Annotated in this window: 19 protein-coding genes; 8 read left to right on the top strand and 11 right to left on the bottom strand. The window is 67.1% G+C overall.

The window, feature by feature from the left end; all coding sequences use genetic code 11:
- Positions 1-33 precede the first annotated feature (33 nt).
- The 7 genes from ACUDTM_RS13950 to ACUDTM_RS13980 all read right to left on the bottom strand — a co-directional run bounded on the left by ACUDTM_RS13950 (position 34) and on the right by ACUDTM_RS13980 (position 6,170).
- Positions 34-1,401, bottom strand: coding sequence for a leucyl aminopeptidase family protein (locus ACUDTM_RS13950; protein ID WP_445391365.1), 1,368 nt, complete (start codon positions 1,399-1,401; stop codon positions 34-36).
- Between the two features lie 3 nt (positions 1,402-1,404).
- Positions 1,405-2,124 (bottom strand): HAD family hydrolase, encoded by a 720-nt coding sequence (locus ACUDTM_RS13955; protein WP_053499497.1) that lies wholly within the window; start codon positions 2,122-2,124, stop codon positions 1,405-1,407.
- A gap of 31 nt (positions 2,125-2,155) precedes the next feature.
- A complete protein-coding gene (locus tag ACUDTM_RS13960) occupies positions 2,156-3,265 on the bottom strand; it encodes an AI-2E family transporter (RefSeq protein ID WP_111007548.1) in 1,110 nt (369 codons plus the stop codon).
- A gap of 67 nt (positions 3,266-3,332) precedes the next feature.
- Positions 3,333-3,794 (bottom strand): protein sip-5, encoded by a 462-nt coding sequence (locus ACUDTM_RS13965; protein WP_069138037.1) that lies wholly within the window; start codon positions 3,792-3,794, stop codon positions 3,333-3,335.
- A complete protein-coding gene (locus ACUDTM_RS13970) occupies positions 3,791-4,261 on the bottom strand; it encodes a phage holin family protein (protein ID WP_004153834.1) in 471 nt (156 codons plus the stop codon). The genes ACUDTM_RS13965 and ACUDTM_RS13970 overlap by 4 nt, the downstream gene beginning before the upstream one ends.
- Positions 4,262-4,269: 8 nt before the next feature.
- Positions 4,270-4,635: a hypothetical protein gene (locus ACUDTM_RS13975; RefSeq protein WP_010486932.1), complete on the bottom strand. Its 366-nt coding sequence runs from the start codon at positions 4,633-4,635 to the stop codon at positions 4,270-4,272.
- A gap of 101 nt (positions 4,636-4,736) precedes the next feature.
- Positions 4,737-6,170 (bottom strand): Do family serine endopeptidase, encoded by a 1,434-nt coding sequence (locus tag ACUDTM_RS13980; protein ID WP_072168715.1) that lies wholly within the window; start codon positions 6,168-6,170, stop codon positions 4,737-4,739.
- Positions 6,171-6,660: 490 nt separating this feature from the next.
- Between ACUDTM_RS13980 and ACUDTM_RS13985 the strand changes: the two genes are divergently transcribed.
- Both ACUDTM_RS13985 and ACUDTM_RS13990 read left to right on the top strand, forming a co-directional pair.
- Positions 6,661-7,533 (top strand): histone, encoded by an 873-nt coding sequence (locus tag ACUDTM_RS13985; protein WP_227836905.1) that lies wholly within the window; start codon positions 6,661-6,663, stop codon positions 7,531-7,533.
- Positions 7,534-7,639: 106 nt separating this feature from the next.
- Positions 7,640-8,332 carry a hypothetical protein gene (locus ACUDTM_RS13990; protein WP_072168713.1) on the top strand — a complete coding sequence of 231 codons (693 nt, stop codon included), beginning with the start codon at positions 7,640-7,642 and terminating at the stop codon, positions 8,330-8,332.
- A gap of 15 nt (positions 8,333-8,347) precedes the next feature.
- Here the strand turns inward: ACUDTM_RS13990 and ACUDTM_RS13995 are convergent, their stop codons facing one another.
- Positions 8,348-8,707, bottom strand: a complete 360-nt coding sequence (locus tag ACUDTM_RS13995) for a DUF1428 domain-containing protein (protein ID WP_049414306.1) — start codon at positions 8,705-8,707, stop codon at positions 8,348-8,350.
- Between the two features lie 276 nt (positions 8,708-8,983).
- Between ACUDTM_RS13995 and ACUDTM_RS14000 the strand changes: the two genes are divergently transcribed.
- Together ACUDTM_RS14000 and ACUDTM_RS14005 are read left to right on the top strand one after the other, a co-directional pair.
- Positions 8,984-9,556, top strand: coding sequence for an OmpO family porin (locus ACUDTM_RS14000; RefSeq protein ID WP_072168711.1), 573 nt, complete (start codon positions 8,984-8,986; stop codon positions 9,554-9,556).
- A 198-nt stretch (positions 9,557-9,754) separates the two neighbouring features.
- Positions 9,755-10,432: a response regulator transcription factor gene (locus ACUDTM_RS14005; RefSeq protein ID WP_180885742.1), complete on the top strand. Its 678-nt coding sequence runs from the start codon at positions 9,755-9,757 to the stop codon at positions 10,430-10,432.
- A 6-nt stretch (positions 10,433-10,438) separates the two neighbouring features.
- Here the strand turns inward: ACUDTM_RS14005 and ACUDTM_RS14010 are convergent, their stop codons facing one another.
- Positions 10,439-10,828 (bottom strand): DUF6165 family protein, encoded by a 390-nt coding sequence (locus ACUDTM_RS14010; protein ID WP_049414316.1) that lies wholly within the window; start codon positions 10,826-10,828, stop codon positions 10,439-10,441.
- A 178-nt stretch (positions 10,829-11,006) separates the two neighbouring features.
- On the opposite strand from ACUDTM_RS14010, the gene ACUDTM_RS14015 reads away from it, so the two are divergent.
- A complete protein-coding gene (locus tag ACUDTM_RS14015; RefSeq protein ID WP_111007697.1) occupies positions 11,007-11,705 on the top strand; it encodes a TorF family putative porin in 699 nt (232 codons plus the stop codon).
- On the opposite strand, the gene ACUDTM_RS14020 is transcribed toward ACUDTM_RS14015, so the two are convergent.
- Positions 11,702-12,850, bottom strand: a complete 1,149-nt coding sequence (locus ACUDTM_RS14020; RefSeq protein WP_194434067.1) for an MFS transporter — start codon at positions 12,848-12,850, stop codon at positions 11,702-11,704. The two genes, ACUDTM_RS14015 and ACUDTM_RS14020, sit on opposite strands and share 4 nt — an antisense overlap.
- A 142-nt stretch (positions 12,851-12,992) precedes the next feature.
- Between ACUDTM_RS14020 and ACUDTM_RS14025 the strand changes: the two genes are divergently transcribed.
- The gene (locus tag ACUDTM_RS14025) at positions 12,993-13,880 is read left to right on the top strand and encodes a LysR family transcriptional regulator (protein WP_188241600.1); all 888 of its coding nucleotides are present in this window, start codon (positions 12,993-12,995) and stop codon (positions 13,878-13,880) included.
- On the opposite strand, the gene ACUDTM_RS14030 is transcribed toward ACUDTM_RS14025, so the two are convergent.
- A complete protein-coding gene (locus ACUDTM_RS14030) occupies positions 13,849-14,316 on the bottom strand; it encodes a YehS family protein (protein ID WP_005420526.1) in 468 nt (155 codons plus the stop codon). The genes ACUDTM_RS14025 and ACUDTM_RS14030 overlap by 32 nt on opposite strands.
- 83 nt (positions 14,317-14,399) lie before the next feature.
- On the opposite strand from ACUDTM_RS14030, the gene ACUDTM_RS14035 reads away from it, so the two are divergent.
- Together ACUDTM_RS14035 and ACUDTM_RS14040 are read left to right on the top strand one after the other, a co-directional pair.
- Positions 14,400-14,888, top strand: coding sequence for a hypothetical protein (locus ACUDTM_RS14035; protein WP_072168706.1), 489 nt, complete (start codon positions 14,400-14,402; stop codon positions 14,886-14,888).
- Between the two features lie 87 nt (positions 14,889-14,975).
- Positions 14,976-15,728 (top strand): SDR family NAD(P)-dependent oxidoreductase, encoded by a 753-nt coding sequence (locus ACUDTM_RS14040; protein WP_005420523.1) that lies wholly within the window; start codon positions 14,976-14,978, stop codon positions 15,726-15,728.
- The last annotated feature ends 58 nt before the right edge of the window (positions 15,729-15,786 follow it).

A 15,786-nucleotide genomic window follows, 5' to 3' on the forward strand; every position in this document is an offset into this window, starting at 1 on the left:
ACAGCGTGCCGACCAAGGTCGGCACCCACCCGATCAGCTGTAACGCGCCTTCAGCATCGCCCAGGCCGAGCGCAGCGCCAGCGCTTCGCCACCGGCCGGACGGCCCGGGCGTTCGCCGTCGTTCCAGGCGTACACGTCCAGGTGCGCCCAGCGCTGGCCGTCTTCCAGGAAGCGCTCCAGGTACAGCGCGGCGGTCACCGAGCCGGCCATGCGCGAACCGGCATTGGCCAGGTCGGCAATGCCGCTGCTCAGATAGCGCAGGTAGGGGCGCCACAGCGGCATGCGCCAGACCGGGTCACGGGTTGCGTCGCCGGCCTGCAGCCACTGCTGCGCCACCGTGTCGTCGTTGCTGAAGAGCGCCGGCAGATCCGGACCCAGCGCGATGCGTGCGGCACCGGTAAGAGTGGCGAAATCCAGCACAAGGTCCGGCTTCTGCTCACCGGCGAAGGTCAGCGCGTCGCACAGGATCACGCGGCCTTCGGCATCGGTGTTGTCGATCTCCACGCTCAACCCCTTGCGGGTGGCGATCACTTCGCCGGGGCGGAACGCATCCGGACCGATCGCATTTTCCACCGCCGGCACCAGCAGCGTCAGCCGCACCGGCAGTCCGCGCGCCATCACCAGGCCGCCCAGGGCCAGCGCGTGCGCGGCGCCGCCCATGTCCTTCTTCATGTTGCGCATGCCGTCGGCCGGCTTGATGTCCAGGCCGCCGGTATCGAAGCACACGCCCTTGCCGACCAGCACCAGTGCCGGGTCGGTTTCCTTGCCCCAGCGCAGCACCACCAGGCGCGGCGCGCGGTGCGACGCGCGGCCCACGGCGTGGATGGCCGGGAAGTTCTGCTTCAGCAGTTCATCGCCGGTGATCGCCTCGACCTGCGCACCATGTGCATCGGCCAGTGCACGCGCGGCGTCTTCCAGCTGCTGCGGCCCCATGTCTTCGGTCGGGGTGTTGACCCAGTCGCGCACGCGCAGGCTGGCGGCGATCAGGTCGGCCACTTCGCCGGACGGTGCGGCCACCAGCTGCGCCGGGGCGCGGTTGCGCTTGCGGTAACGGTCGAAGCGGTAGCTGCCCAAGCCCCAGCCCAGCTGCAGCAGCGCCTGTTCGGCGGCAGGCAGTTCATTGGCCAGCTGCCAGACACTGCCTTCCGGCAGGGCGTGCGGCGCATGCGCATAGCTGTAGGCATCGGCGCGATCACCGACACCGATCACCGCGCCGGCCAGGCCCTCACTGCCGGGCAGCAGGGCCACGCTGTGCGCACCGGCAGTGAAACCCTGCGAGGCCAGCCAGGCCTGGGTCGCGGCCGGTTGGCCGTCCTTCCAAGCGGCGAACTGCTCGCGGTCCAGCACGTACAGCGGCAGCGCCGCGGTGGTGTCGGCGGTGAAACCAGTGATCTCGCTCATGCGTCAGGTACTCCGGGATGCGGCGGCGTCGAGGTTGGCGTCCAACCAGTCGGCCAGGCCGGTGAGGGTGTCAAACTGCAGGTCCGGCTGCAGTTTCGGATGGGTCCAGGTGGCTGCTTCGCGGTTGATCCAGCACCCGCGCAGGCCGGCGGCGATCGCCCCGGCCACGTCCATTTCGGCGTGGTCGCCGACATGTAGCACCTGTGCCGGCGCCACACCCAGGCGGGTGCAGGCGGCGTGGAAGATGCTTGCCTCCGGCTTGGCCGCGCCGTGTTCGCGCGCGCCCAGCTGGAAGGCGAAATGATGGGCCAGGCCGATCCGCTCCAGATCGGCGTTGCCGTTGCTCAGTGCTGCCACCGGCACCCGCGCGGCAATCCTCGCCAGCGCATCGATCGCATCGGGATAGCACTCGACCTGATTGCGCGCGGCGTAGAACGCTTCGTACGCCGGCTCCAGCAGATCGAGGCTGGCGCCACTGGCGTGCAGCGCTTCGTGCAGGGTCAACCGACGCAGCGCGCTCAGGTCGTGGTGGAGGTGCGGATGGGCGTGGTACAGGCGCTCGCGCAGTTCGCGCATCGCCGCCACCGGATACATCGCGGCGGTGGCGGGGCTGTGTTCACGCATCCACTCGTGCAGGACCAGGTCGATGCGGGCGCCAATCGGAGCGAACGGCCACAGCGTGTCGTCAAGGTCGAGAGTGATGGCTTGGACGGGGAAATTCACCCCTCCATTCTACGCCTGCCCGCGCGGGCTTTCATTCCAGCAGCCGTGCCCAGCCCTGCATGCCTTCCAGCCGTGCCAGCACCAGCTTGATGCAGACCAGCAGCGGCACCGCCAGCAGCAGGCCGATCATGCCCCAGGCCCAGCCGAACACCATCAGCGCCAGGATCAGCACCAGCGGCGACAGCTTCATGCGCCGGCCCAGCACGATCGGGGTCACCATCTGCCCTTCCAGAGTGTGCAGGGCCAGGTACGCGGCCGCCGGCAGCAGCGCCTGCAGCGGGTCGCGGAGTTCCACGAAGCCCATCAGCAGCATCAGTGCCACGCCGATCAGCGGACCGACGTACGGGGCAAAGTTCAGCAGCGCGGCCACCGTGCCCCACAGCAGCGCCTCCTGCAGGCCGATGCCGAGCAGCATCAGCACGCCGGCGAACACCAGCCCGACCAGGGTGTTGATCACGCTGATGGTCAGCACATAGCGCGAGACTTCGCGCTCGATCGACCGCAGGATGTCGGCGGTGAAGCGCTGCTGCTGGCGGCTCGGGAACAGCGCGATTGCCGCGCGCTGCAGGCTCTGCCCATAGATCATGAAGAACAGGGTCAGCAGCACCACGGCCAGCACCGAGGCGGCAAGCCGTGGCGCGCGGGTCAGCATGCGGTACGGGTCGTCGAGCTGGGTGCGGATCACCTGCACCTTGTGGTTGCTGTCACCACCGGCCACGCGGGCGAAGTTCTCCGCCGCCTGGTTGGCCTGCTGCACCGGCTTGGTCAGGTCCTGCACCTGGCGGGCGACCTTGCGCAGCTGCTGCGGGGCTTCCTGCGCCCATTCCATCGCCGGGCCGATCAATTGCACCGCCAGTGAACCGGTCACGCCCAGGCCGGCGCCGAGAATCAGCAGCGCGCCCAGCGCGCGCGGAATCCACAGTTTCTGCAGCAGGCGCAGGATCGGGTTGCCGACCAGTGCGAAGAACATCGCCAGCAGCACCGGCAGGATGATGTCCTGCGCCGCCCACAGCGTGTAGCCCACCGCCAGGGTCGCCAGCACCACCAGCGACATCGGCCCGCGTGGGCGAGACGGAGGCGGCAGCGGTGCCTCCGGGTCCTGTGGATCGGCTGGTGACGGGGACAGGGAGGACTCGCTCATCGACGCATCAGCCGGAAAGGGGAGCGCATTATCCGCCGGCCGCCATCGGCGCGGCGGATTCCATGGATCAACGTTCGGACAGTTCGGTGGCCGCCTCGGCCGGGCGCGGTTCGCGCAGGTCCGGTTCCGCCTCCGGCACAGCTCGCGCCGCCGCTGCGGGCCGCGCTTCAGCGGCGGAGGCCGCTGCGTGTGCCTGTTCGCTGGCATCGCCGGCTTCTTCGGCCGCATCGTCGGCGGTGGCCGCCGCCTGCGCCGCCATCGCCGTGGCGAACGCTGCCTGCGCACTGGCGAACAGGTTCGAGACCGAACCCACCATCTGCAGCCAGCGCGCACCGTTGACCTTGCCCGGCATTTCCAGCTTGCCGGCAATGAAGCCACCGGCCAGGCCCACTACCACGATGCGTAGTGGCGACCAGCCCTGGCGCCAGACCTGGCTGAGCGTGGACCAGTGGTCCTGGGTCTCGACCAGGCGTACGGTCACCACCTGTTCGCAGCGCTTCACCCGCCGCTGCAGCGCACCGAACTTCATGGCTTGCCCTCTGGCAGCTGCACATCGGCATCGGGGTCGTCTTCGCTGGGCTCGTCGAACAGGCCCAGGCGGGACAGCTGGCGCCGGGTGGCGTGCATGCCGGTGTGGTGGAAGAAGTAGGACACCCGCCAGATCGCATAACCGGTGACGGCCAGGCTCAGCAGCGAGGTGATCAGCAGGGCCTGCAGCCAGCTCAGGCCCCAGCTCTGCAGCAGGGCGATGAGGGTGGCGGCCATCAGCAGCCAGGCCGACGCTCCGAATACGATCGCTACGCCGGCCCAGGCCAGCGCGCGGCCGAAGGCACTGCGTGCCAGCGCGAAGTCGGCCGAGGCCAACCGGCGCAGCGAACGCAGCGAGTGCTTGGCCGAGTCGGCAGCGGCACGACCGGCCGCGCCGACCTGGCGGATGCTCTCATCCAGCGGCGGGGTAGCCGCCGGATCAGGGGCTTGCGCGTTGTCTTCGCTCACGCCGCGGCTTACTTGTCGCTGCTGCCGCGGGCCAGCTTGGCGATGATCCAGCCGGCAGCGAAGGCCACGCCGAACGAGGCCAGCGGACGTTCGCGGATCAGCTCGGCGGCGCTGTCGATCAGGTCCTTGCCCTTGTCCATCAGCGCATCGACCTGCTCCTTGGCGGCGGCACCACCAAACTCGGCAGCGGCCAGGCCGGACAGCGCGCTGTCGGACAGTTCAGCCTTGACGTTGGCCTTGCCGATCCGCAGTTCGTCGGTGGCCGCACCGGTGGCGCCCTTGATCGCACCGCCGGCGGCGCTGGCGGCCTGCTTCAGGTGGGAACCGGCTTCACCCAGGTGTTCCTTCAGGTTCTCGGTATTGGTGGGGCTCATCGAATCACTCCTGTTGCGATGGGGGAACGGGCGTCGGCGGTGCCGACCTGGACTGACAGCAATAGCATTGCCGGGGTATAGGGGGTGTTACGGCAGGGCGATCAGCGCATCACGAGCTGGCCCTGCTGCTGGCCATTGTTGCGCAGCACGCGCACCACCAGGGTCGGCGGGCGCTGCTGGAAATTGGCACGCCAGCTGGCCAGGTCGGCGAATTCGCCCACGGTGGCGTCGGTGATGATGTCGCCCTGCTGCAGGCCGTTGCTGGCGGCGCGGCTGCCGCGCTTGACCTCGCTGACCAGCACGCCGCCGACGCCAGACTGCCGCAGTGACTCGGGCAGGTCGACGAAGGTCGCACCGGTCAGGCGCGGGTCCAGGCTCTCACCGGTGACCGCGCGCGCCTGTTCCTTCAGCGTCGCCTTGATCTGCAGTGGCTTGCCTTCACGGCGTACGTCCAGCGTCATCGCGCTGCCGACGGCCGCCAGGCCTTCCACGTTGTGCAGGGCCTCGGCGCTGTCCACGCGCTGGCCGTTGGCCGACACCACCACGTCGCCCGGCTTCAGCCCGGCTGCGGCGGCGGCCGAACCGGCCAGCACGCGGGTGATCAGCGCACCGCGGGTTTCGCCCAGGCCCAGGCCCTGCGCGATCTGCGCGGTCAGGTTCTGGCTTTCCACGCCCAGCGTGCCGCGCACCACAACGCCGTGCTTGACCAGCTGGTCGACCACGCTGCGCGCCAGGTTGGAAGGAATCGCCAGGCCCAGGCCGATGTTGCCGGCCATGCTGCCCTGCGGGTTGAAGCTGGCGGTATTGATGCCGACCAGCTGGCCCTGCAGGTCGACCAGCGCGCCACCGGAGTTGCCCGGATTGATCGACGCATCGGTCTGGATGAAGTTCTGGTAGCCCAGCCCGCGGATGCCGCTGCGGCCCACCGCCGAGACGATGCCGGACGTGACCGTCTGGCTGAAGCCGAACGGGTTGCCGATGGCCACCACGAAGTCGCCTACGCGCAGCTGGTCGCTGTTGCCGAGCTTGATGTCGGTCAGGTTCTGCGCCGGAATGCGGATCAGCGCGATGTCGGTATCGCGGTCCGAACCGAGGAACTCGGCCTTGACCGTGCGCCCGTCCGCCAGTGTCACCTGGACGTCATCGGCGTTGTCGATGACATGGTGGTTGGTCAGCACCAGCCCCTCCTTGGCGTCGATGATCACGCCCGAGCCCAGCGATTCGTTGATGCGTTCCTGTGGGATATCCGGGAACAGGCGGCGGAAGAACGGGTCGTTGAAGAAGGGATTGCGTACGCGAATCACCTGCTTGGTGTTGACGCTGACCACCGCCGGCATCGCCTTCTCCAGCATCGGTGCCAGCGACGGTACCGCCTGTCCGGCCACCGAGGCCGGCAACGCTGCAGTGGTCGGCAGGACCGCCGGCAGCGGCGCGGCGTCGGCACGGTTGTCCAGGTGGGCATTGATGCCGGTGGCAACGAAGCCACCGAAGGCGGCGGCGATTGCGAGCGTGAGCAGGGTAGGAAGCGGTCGCATGGGAGTCGGTTCGCTGGCGTGGGTGGGGGCGGTACGGCCCTACGGTAGAACAAGCTGAATGAGTGTGTCGCGATCTGGATAAATGCGCCATGAAAACGGGTGCCTCGAAGGGGGGAGCGCGGGGGCCAGAACGCGCTTGTGGCGACACCCGGGCAGGTGATGGGTGCGCCATTCAAGGCCAACGCGCGCCGCACTGGCGCAGGCGGATACGTGCGCAGTTCCGCGCAGGCGGGTGCCGCAATGCGCCACGACGGATGCCGGACGCTGCCTCCGTGCACGTGCGCGCGGCGACGGCCAGACAATGCTGGGTTTGCGTAGCGCAGCACTGAAAAAAAGGGGTTTGCTGCGAACCGCAGGTGGCAACAGGGGCTGCTGCGTACACCATCGGCGTCGCAACAGATGCGATTGCCGGCACATGCCCCGTTCCACGATCGTCAATGTCGGTATAGCATCGCCCCGTTTTGATACTTAAGGCCCGCAGGAGGGCAACATGAGCAACGGTAATGGTGTGTCGGTCGTGACCGACGCTGTCGAGAACGTGAAAGAAGCCGCCACCAACGTCGGCGAGACCATCGCCCACGCCGCCGAAGACGCAGTGAAGTCGGTCAAGAAGACCGTCAAGCGCGCCAGCAAGGCTGCCGGTACCCGCGTTGCCAAGGCCAAGAAGGCCGTGGCCAAGGTCGAGAAGACCGTTGCCAAGAAGGCCGAGAAGGCTGCCAAGTCGGTCGGCAAGACGGTTGCCAACGCCAGGAAGAAGCTGGAAGCGGCCAAGAAGAACGCCAAGGCCGAAGCTGCTGCCCTGAAGAAGGAAGTGGCGAAGAAGAAGGCGGCTGCGGGCAAGGCCGTGACCAAGAAGGCCGCCGCTGCCAAGAAGACCACCAAGGCCACCACCAAGGCTGCCGGCAAGAAGGTCGCCACCGTGAAGAAGGCCGCCACCAAGAAGGCTGCTGTCGCGAAGAAGACCGTTGCCAAGAAGACTGCGGCCGCCAAGAAGGTGGTTGGCAAGAAGGTCGCCACCGCCAAGAAGGCTGTGGCCAAGAAGACCGTCGCCGCCAAGAAGGCCGTGGCTGCGAAGAAGGTTGTCGGCAAGAAGGTTGCCGCCACCAGGAAGGTCGCCACCAAGAAGACTGCCGCCGCCAAGAAGGTTGTCGGCAAGAAGGCTGCTGTCGCCAAGAAGGCCGTTGCCAGGAAGACCACTGCTGCCAAGAAGACTGTCGGCAAGAAGGTCGCTGCGACCAAGAAGGTCGTCGCCAAGAAGGCTGCACCGCTGAAGAAGGTCGCCGCCAAGAAGGCTCCGGCCAAGAAGGCTGTTGCCAGGAAGGCCCCGGCCAAGGCCGTGCGCAAGGTCGCCAAGCGCAAGTAATCGCGCCGTGACCGAAGGCCCTGCCGCCCACCGGGTGGTGGGGCCTTTCGCGTTTTCGGGGCGCGGTCTGGGGCAAGATGCAGATTCTTCCCGCCGGAGCCCCAGCATGCGCGGTATCGATTTCAGTTCCTGGCAGGGTGTGCTGTCCACGTTGGCCGGCCTGGTCCTGATCACCCTGCTGGGCGTAGGCATCCGCCTGCTTGTGATGCAGACCCTGCAGCAGCGTCGCGAGCGCGAGAACCGGCAGATCAACGAGCGGCTGCGCACACTGATGGCGGCCTACAAGACCCTGGGCGGTTCATTCACTGGTGAACTGGGCGTGGATCCCAGCCATCGCCGCGATCTGCGCCAGCGCGAAGCGGCCGAAGGCATCGCCGAACCGCGTTCGGATCGAACGCGCCGCATCCGCGATGCGGTCGAGGCCGCGCTCTCGGACATCCTGTTGCTGGGCACCGACGAACAGGTGCGGCTGGCCGCCCGCGCTGCCAACGATCTTGCACAGGGGCGACCGGTGCATACCCACGAACTGGTGGTCTCGCTGCGCGACTTCGTGCGCGAAGCGCTGGATCTGGCGCCGATTCCTCCCGACCTGCGGATTCCGCCGCAGGGGCCGACCCGCCCCGCTGCCAGCGGTGGCGGCAAGGGGCGCAACGATGGCGATGCCAAGGGCGGCCGTGCGGGTGGTGGCGGAGGTGGGGGCGGCGGAATGGGCGCTGGCATGGGCGGCATGGGCCTCGGTGCCGGCGCCGCACTGGGCGCCGGCCATGCCACTGCCAGCGATGAAACGGACGCGCGCTGAGCACGTCCGCCGGGTTCAGCGGGTCAGCTCGTAGATCGGCACGAAGCCGCCGTAGATCATCCGCGCACCGTCAAACGGCATCGGATTCTTCGTTGGATCAAACCGCGGGTCTTCCATCATCTTCTTCATGCCGGCGTCGCGGGTCGGTTTGTCGGGCCATTCGATCCAGGAAAACACCACCGTCTCGTCCGGCGTGGCTTTCACCGCGCCGAAGAAATCGGTGGTCTTGCCGTGCGGCACGTCATCGCCCCAGCACTCGACCACGCGCAGTGCCCCGTACTCGATGAAGACCGGATCTCCTGTGCGTGCATGGGCGAGGAACTTCTCCTTGTTGGCGGTGGGCACCGCCAGGACGAAACCATCGATGTAGCTCATTGCCAGCCTCCGGATGGACCGTGCCACATGCACGGCCTTCAAGTACACGACGAACCAGGGGATCGGGGATCGACAGCGCTGGATCGTGAAGAAACCTGAAAATGCACGCGCGCCGCGCGCGTATGCCAGATACAGCCTGAATCAAGCCAGAAAATTCAGCAATGCGAAGACTGCTGTTTTCAGGGAGCGTTGTGGCGAATAACGGAGAATTTACATTCCCGATGCGATGGCGCCCTGGCGCTGCTGCACACCATAAGAAAGTAAAGGTGTACCCCCATGAAGAATTCGCTGATTGCTCTGGCCCTGGCCGCTGCCCTGCCGTTCACCGCCTCGGCTGCTGAAAACCTGTCCTACAACTACGCCGAAGCCAACTACGCCAAGACCGACAACGACGCGTTCAAGTCCGACGGTTGGGGCGTGAAGGGTTCGTACGGCTTCCTGCCGAACTTCCACGCTTTCGGTGAGTACAGCCGTCAGGAATTCGACCACACCAACGTCAAGCTGGACCAGTGGAAGATCGGTGCAGGCTACAACGTTGAAATCGCTCCGAGCACCGACTTCGTTGCCCGCGTTGCCTACCAGAAGCTCGACCCGAAGCACGGCCTGGACTTCAACGGCTACAGCGCTGAAGCCGGTATCCGCACCGCCTTCGGTGCCCACGCCGAGGTCTATGGCATGGTCGGCTACGAAGATTTCTCGAAGAAGCACGGCGTCAACCCGGAAGGCCAGTGGTACGGCCGCCTGGGTGGTCAGGTCAAGCTGAACCAGAACTGGGGCCTGAACGGCGAACTGAAGATGAACCGCGACGGCGACAAGGAATACACCGTCGGCCCGCGCTTCAGCTGGTAATTGCAGTTCCGGCGCGCCTGCGCGCTGGAGAAGTCTCGACAGGCCCGGCTCTTGCCGGGCCTGTTGCGTTTGTGGCGGCGCGAAACAAAATGCCGTCTGACTGGTGGTGCACGCGGGCCGAGCATTGCAAGGAATTGGATTCCGCCGCTGCGGGCACCGGCCTACGGTGGATGTTCCATGTTGCCTGGACAGGCCGCGATGCCACCGACACTCCCGCCCCTGCGGCCTGATCGGCCACGACGCCTGGCGCTGCTGGATCCGCACCCGGTACTGCGGTTGGGCGTGGAAGTTCTGCTCCGCCAACACAGTGGTGTGCAGGTGCGCGTGAGCCTGTCCAACGAGGCGCGCCTGCTGCAGTTGCTGGAGCGCAGCCCGAGGTGTGTCGACCTGCTGCTGATCGATGCGCTGCCGATGGGCGACCTGGGCGATGGGTTGGCCCTGCTGCGCGTGCTGTCGCAGCGTTGGCCGGCGCTGCCGGTGCTGGTGCTCTCGGCGCACTGCAACGCCAGTACGGTGACCACCGCGATGCGAGCCGGCGCGCGCGGCTTCCTGTCCAAGTCGATGCCACCGGAGACGTTGCTGCGCGCCATTGACGTGGTCGCCCGTGGCGGCCGCTTCGTGCCACCGGAACTGCGTGAGGAGCTGAAGCTGCCACGCACACGCCGGGTATCTGCACCGGTGCTGACGCCGCTGAGCCAGCGCGAGCGTGAAGTGCTCGGGTTGGTGCTGAAGGGCGTCAGCACCAGTGAAATGGCCCTGCGCTCAGGGCGCTCGGCCAGCACCATCAGCTCGCAGAAAACGTCGGCCTACCGCAAGCTCGGCATCCGCGGGGATGGTGACCTGTTCCGCTTCCGCCACCTGCTCGAATGTGGCTGAGCGGCCTTACTCGCCCTGGTACTGCTTCTCTTCCACCAGCGCCGAACCGGCCACGCGGTTGATCTCGTTCTTCACCTGCACGCGCTCGCCATTGGTGCCATAGACACCGCGTGCCAGCTGGATGAACGCATCGTCGAACACCTGGGCCGCTTCCTTGTCGCGCAGCTGGTCCTGGATGTCCCACATGCGCTCGTTGATCGCCTTCAGCTGCTGCTTCAGCGCGTCCAATGCCGGCTGCGCCTGCAGCTGCTGCTGCAGCAAGGGCAACAGGCCATCCAGTTCGGTGCGCACGTTGGCCAGCTTGGCAGCATCATCGATGCGCTCGGCCTTGATCTCGAGAATGGTGATCTTGTCGATCAGCTCGCCGATCGATACCGGGGTCAGGATGGCGTCCACGTGGTTGGTTCCTGGAAACAAGGCGCCATGATACCGCGCGGCTGGCGCGTAGCCTCCATCGACGGGATTTACGCCGAATTTGCGCCGCAGGCCGGGCAGCACCCTCGATCCGTTACGGCGGCGCACCCGACACTGCCGTCCCGGCGGCGCGACCGCCTTCGACGAGGAACACAGTGCAGTGAACAGCAAGGGGATGATGGCGGCGCTGGTGGCCGCCCTGGCAGGGCTGCTCGGGATCGGCAGCGCGCAGGCACAGGTGCAGGCCAGTGGCAGTGCTGCATTGACCAGCGACTACGTGTGGCGTGGCAGCTCGCAGAGCGATGGCGACCCGGCGGTGCAGGCCGGCGCGAAGGTCTCGATCCCGTCGGGATGGTACGCCAGCGTGTGGGGTTCGAACGTTTCGTTCAAACCGGACAATGGCGCGCGCAGCGAGTTCGACCTGGTGGCGGGCTGGTCCGGCGCACTGGCACCGGACTGGAGCCTGGATGCCAACCTGACCCGTTACGTGTACCCGGGCACCGGCCGCGCGCTGGACTGGACCGAGCTCAACACCACGTTGACCTGGAAGCAGCGCGCCTGGCTGCAGGTCGCCCATTCCAACGATGCGTTGGCCGGTGGCCATCGCGGTACCTATGCCCAGCTTGGTGTGCGTGTGCCGTTGCACGAACGCCTCCGCCTGGAAGCAGCGGTGGGCCAGTACTGGCTGGCCACCGCGCAGGGCCCGGACTACCTGCATGGGCAGCTCAGTGCCATCGCCTCGCTTACCCCGGCATGGGAACTGCGCGCCACCGTGCATGGCACGGACAACGCAGCCAAGCGCCTGTTCCCCGGCAACGCCGGTGGGCGATGGGAGCTGGCGCTGCAGGGCAGCTTCTAGTCGGCCAGCGACGCCTGGCGCGCACGCAGCGCGCCGGGCAGCCACAGCAGCAGGGCCAGCACGGCCACGGCGGCACCGGCCACGCAGACGCCGGTCCAGCCGAAGCGCTGGTAGACCTGTGCAGACAGCAGCGAGCCCAGCGAGCCGCCGATGAAATAGCCGGTCATGTAGCCGGCATTGAGGCGGTTGCGTGCTGCCGGTTGCAGCGCGTAGATCAGGTTCTGGTTGCTGACGTGCAACAGCTGCGCGGCCAGATCCAGCACCACCACGCCCAGCAGCAATGCCAGCAGCGAGTGTGCGGACAGCCCCAGCGGCAGCCACGACAGCAGCAACAGCGCCAGTGCAATGGCGGTGGCACGCCCGGTCTGGCCACGGTCGGACATGCGACCAGCCAGACCCGCCGCCAGCGTGCCGGCCGCACCGACCAGCCCGAACAGGCCGATGGTGGCGTCGCTGTAGGCGTACGGCGGTTGTGCCAGCAGGAATGCGAGCGGGGTCCAGAAGATCGCGAACATGGCGAAGCTGCAGGCGCCCAGCAGCGTACGCTGGCGCAGCACCGGTTCCTGCACGAACAGCACGCCGATCGAGCGCAGCAATGCGAAATAGCCAAGGCCGGCGCTGTGGTGGAATCGCGGCAGGCCGCGCTGCAATGCCAGTGCGGTCAGCACCAGAGTGGCAGCGGCGATCGCATACACCAGGCGCCAGTCGCCCAGGCTGGAAAGCAGGCCGGCCACGGTACGCGCCAGCAGGATGCCCAGCAGCAGGCCACTCATCAATGTTCCGACCACGCGGCCGCGGTGTTCCGGCGCGGCCAGCGTGGCGGCGAACGGCACCAGTACCTGGGCCACCACCGAAAACAGGCCGGTGATCGCAGTGCCCACCAGCAACCAGGTCAGCGACGGTGCGCAGGCACTGATCACCAGTCCGCCCGCCGACAGCAGGCTCATCACCACGATCAGGCGGCGGCGTTCGAACAGGTCACCCAGCGGCACCAGCAGAATCAAGCCGGCGGCATAGCTCAGCTGCGCGGCGGTAACCACCATGCCGACCTGGCCGAACGGCACGCCGAAGGCGTCGGCGATGGTGTGCAGCAGCGGTTGCGCGTAGTAGTTGCTGGCCACGGCCACACCGGTGGCGACCGACATCAGCAGCACCTGCCAACGGTGCAGAGGGGGAAGGGACGGGCTCACGCGATGTTCCAGGAAGCGGGGGCACAGTGTCCGCCTGCTGCGAGCATGATGGAAATGAATCATCATCATCCATGCCATCTGAAAACAAGATAGTTGTATGAACCTCAAGCAGCTCGAGTTCGCCGTGGCGCTGTCCGAAGAGGGCAATTTCACCCGTGCCGCCGAGCGCTGCCACGTGGTGCAGTCCGCGCTCAGCCACCAGATCGCCCACCTGGAACAGGAACTGGGTGCCACGCTGTTCGAGCGCCTGCCGCGCCAGGTGCGGGCCACCGCCGCCGGCGAGGCGTTGCTGGTGCACGCACGCCAGGTGCTGGCCAGCCTGCGCCACCTGCGCGCCGACGTGGCCGCCGTCAGTGGCGAAGTGCGTGGGTTGCTGGCCATCGGGCAGATTTCCTCGCTGACCGGAATCGACGTTGTGGCGATGCTGGCGGCGTTCCAGCGCGTGCACCCGCAGGTGGAGTTCCATTTGCGCGTGGACAAGAGCGAGGACCTGATCGCGCAGGTACAGTCGCGCGCGCTGGATGTGGCACTGGTCGGCCTGGCGCCTTCGGCAGCGCTGGACGGTGTCTGCCATCAGGTGCTGCAGGAGGAGGATCTGGTAGCGGTACTGGCGCCATCGCACCGGCTGGCCGGGCGCAAGCGGCTGCCATTGGCCGCACTGCAGGATGAAGCATTGGTCGACTTCCCGCGCGGCACCGGCGCACGCCGTCAGACCGATGATGCTTTTGCCGCAGCCGGACTGCCGCACACGGTCCGTTTCGAGGTCAACCTGATGGAACTGGTCGAGCGCTTCGTCCGCCATGGGTTGGCGGTCGGCATCGTGCCGGCATTGATCGCCGATGGGTTCCAGGGCGTGGTGCAGATTCCGCTGCAGCCGACCCCGACCCGGCGCGTGCACCTGGTCTGGCAGCGCCTGCCGACACCAGCGGCGCGGGCGTTCGTCGACGCCGTGCTCAGCCGCGCAGGCGCAGGCTCAGGCCCTTGAGGAAGTTGCGCAGCATCTGGTCCAGGCAACGCCGGTAGTTGGCGTGCCCGGGTTGACGGAACAGCGCGCCCACTTCCGACTTGGAGACATTGAAACCTGCGCTGGCAAAGATCTCCATCAGGTCCACGTCGCGCAGCTGGAACGCCACGCGCAGCTTCTTCAGCACCAGGTTGTTGTCGATGCGGGTTTCCACTGCGCGCTGCGGCTGGCTCTCGTCACGGCCACGCAGGTGCACGATCAGGCCGTCGAGGAAGTGCGCCAGCGCGCTGTCGTTCATCGCCTCGAAACCGGCTTCGTCCTCGCGGCGCAGCCAGGCCTTCACCTGCCCGGTATCCACGGCAAAGGCCGGGTCGGCCATCTGGCACAGGGCGACCACGTGCTGGTCACCCAGGTCCAGGGAATAGCGCACGCTGCGCAGGACATCATTGTTGATCATGGCCCATTGTACCGGCCCCTGGCGTGTCACCGGACTGTCATCGAACTGCAGCATCGTGAGCACTCGTTCGCTGGGACCCTTGCATGCGCCGGTATCTGTTTTCCGCACTACTGCTCGCCGGCAGCTTCGCTGCCTTTGCCCAGGACCGCTTCGTACCCGTCGAGCGGCGCCTCAGTGCATCCCAACTGGCCGAGGTCGGGCTCAGTCCAGCGCAGTTGCAGGCGTTGAACCGGGTACTGCGCGAGGCAGAGAGCACGGCCGCCGCGTCGACGGCAGCGGTGGCCCCGGTCGCTGCGCCGCTGCCTGCCAATGTGCCGGCACCGCCAGCAATGCATCTGGGCCTGGATGACGAACCGGTCAGTGCCCGTGTGGTCGGAGAGGTCGCAGGCTGGCAGCCCGGCACGCTGTTCACCCTTGATAACGGCCAGCAATGGCAGGTGATGAAGGGACAGATGAAGCTGCGCAAGGTGTTGCAGTCGCCGCAGATCGCCGTTGTTCCAGGAATTGCCGGGCGCTGGTTCCTGCAGGTCGACGAAGACCTGCCCAAGGCCAGAGTGTTTCGCGTGCGTTGAGCCGGGGGGACGACTGGACGGCGGGCACCTCAGGACGGGCCGGGAATGCCAGAATGGGCGTCCGGTTTTTCCCCCTGGAGTTGCCTGATGACCCGCACTGTCCTGATTACCGGCGCCACGTCCGGCTTCGGCGCCGCCGCCGTCCACCGCTTCGCCCAGGCCGGCTGGAAAGTGATCGCCACGGGCCGCCGCAGCGAACGCCTGCAGCCGCTGGTCGAGCGCTACGGCAAGGACGTGGTGCACGCCGCCGCCTTCGACATCCGCGATGCGGTGGCGATGGAGGCGGCCCTGCTGGCGCTGCCGCCGGCCTTTGGCGAGATCGACCTGCTGGTCAACAACGCCGGCCTGGCGCAGGGCACCGCGCCGGCACAGAGCGCCACGCTGTCGGACTGGACCACGATGATCGACACCAACATCACCGCGCTGGTGACCCTGACCCATCGCCTGCTGCCGCAGCTGGTGGAGCGCAAGGGCGCGATCATCAACATCTCGTCGGTGGCCGGCGTCTACCCGTACCCGGGGGGCAACGCCTACGGTGGCACCAAGGCCTTCGTCAGCCAGTTCTCGCTGGGCCTGCGTTCGGACCTGCACGGCACCGGCGTGCGCGTGACCACGATCGAGCCGGGCATGGCCGAAACCGAATTCACCGTGGTACGTACCCATGGCGATCAGAACGCCTCGGACAAGCTGTACAGCGGCGCCAACCCGATGACCGCCGAAGACATCGCCGAGCAGATCTTCTGGGTGGCCAGCCTGCCGCCGCACCTGAACATCAACCGGCTGGAGCTGATGCCGGTCAGCCAGTCGTTCGCCGGATTCCAGGTCGCCCGCGAGGGCTGACCGGAGTCGTAATCGCTTTTTGTAGAGTCGAGCCATGCTCGACTCTACAGAAACAAGA

The sequence above is a fragment of the Stenotrophomonas maltophilia group sp. vghtpe118 genome, assembly GCF_052605195.1.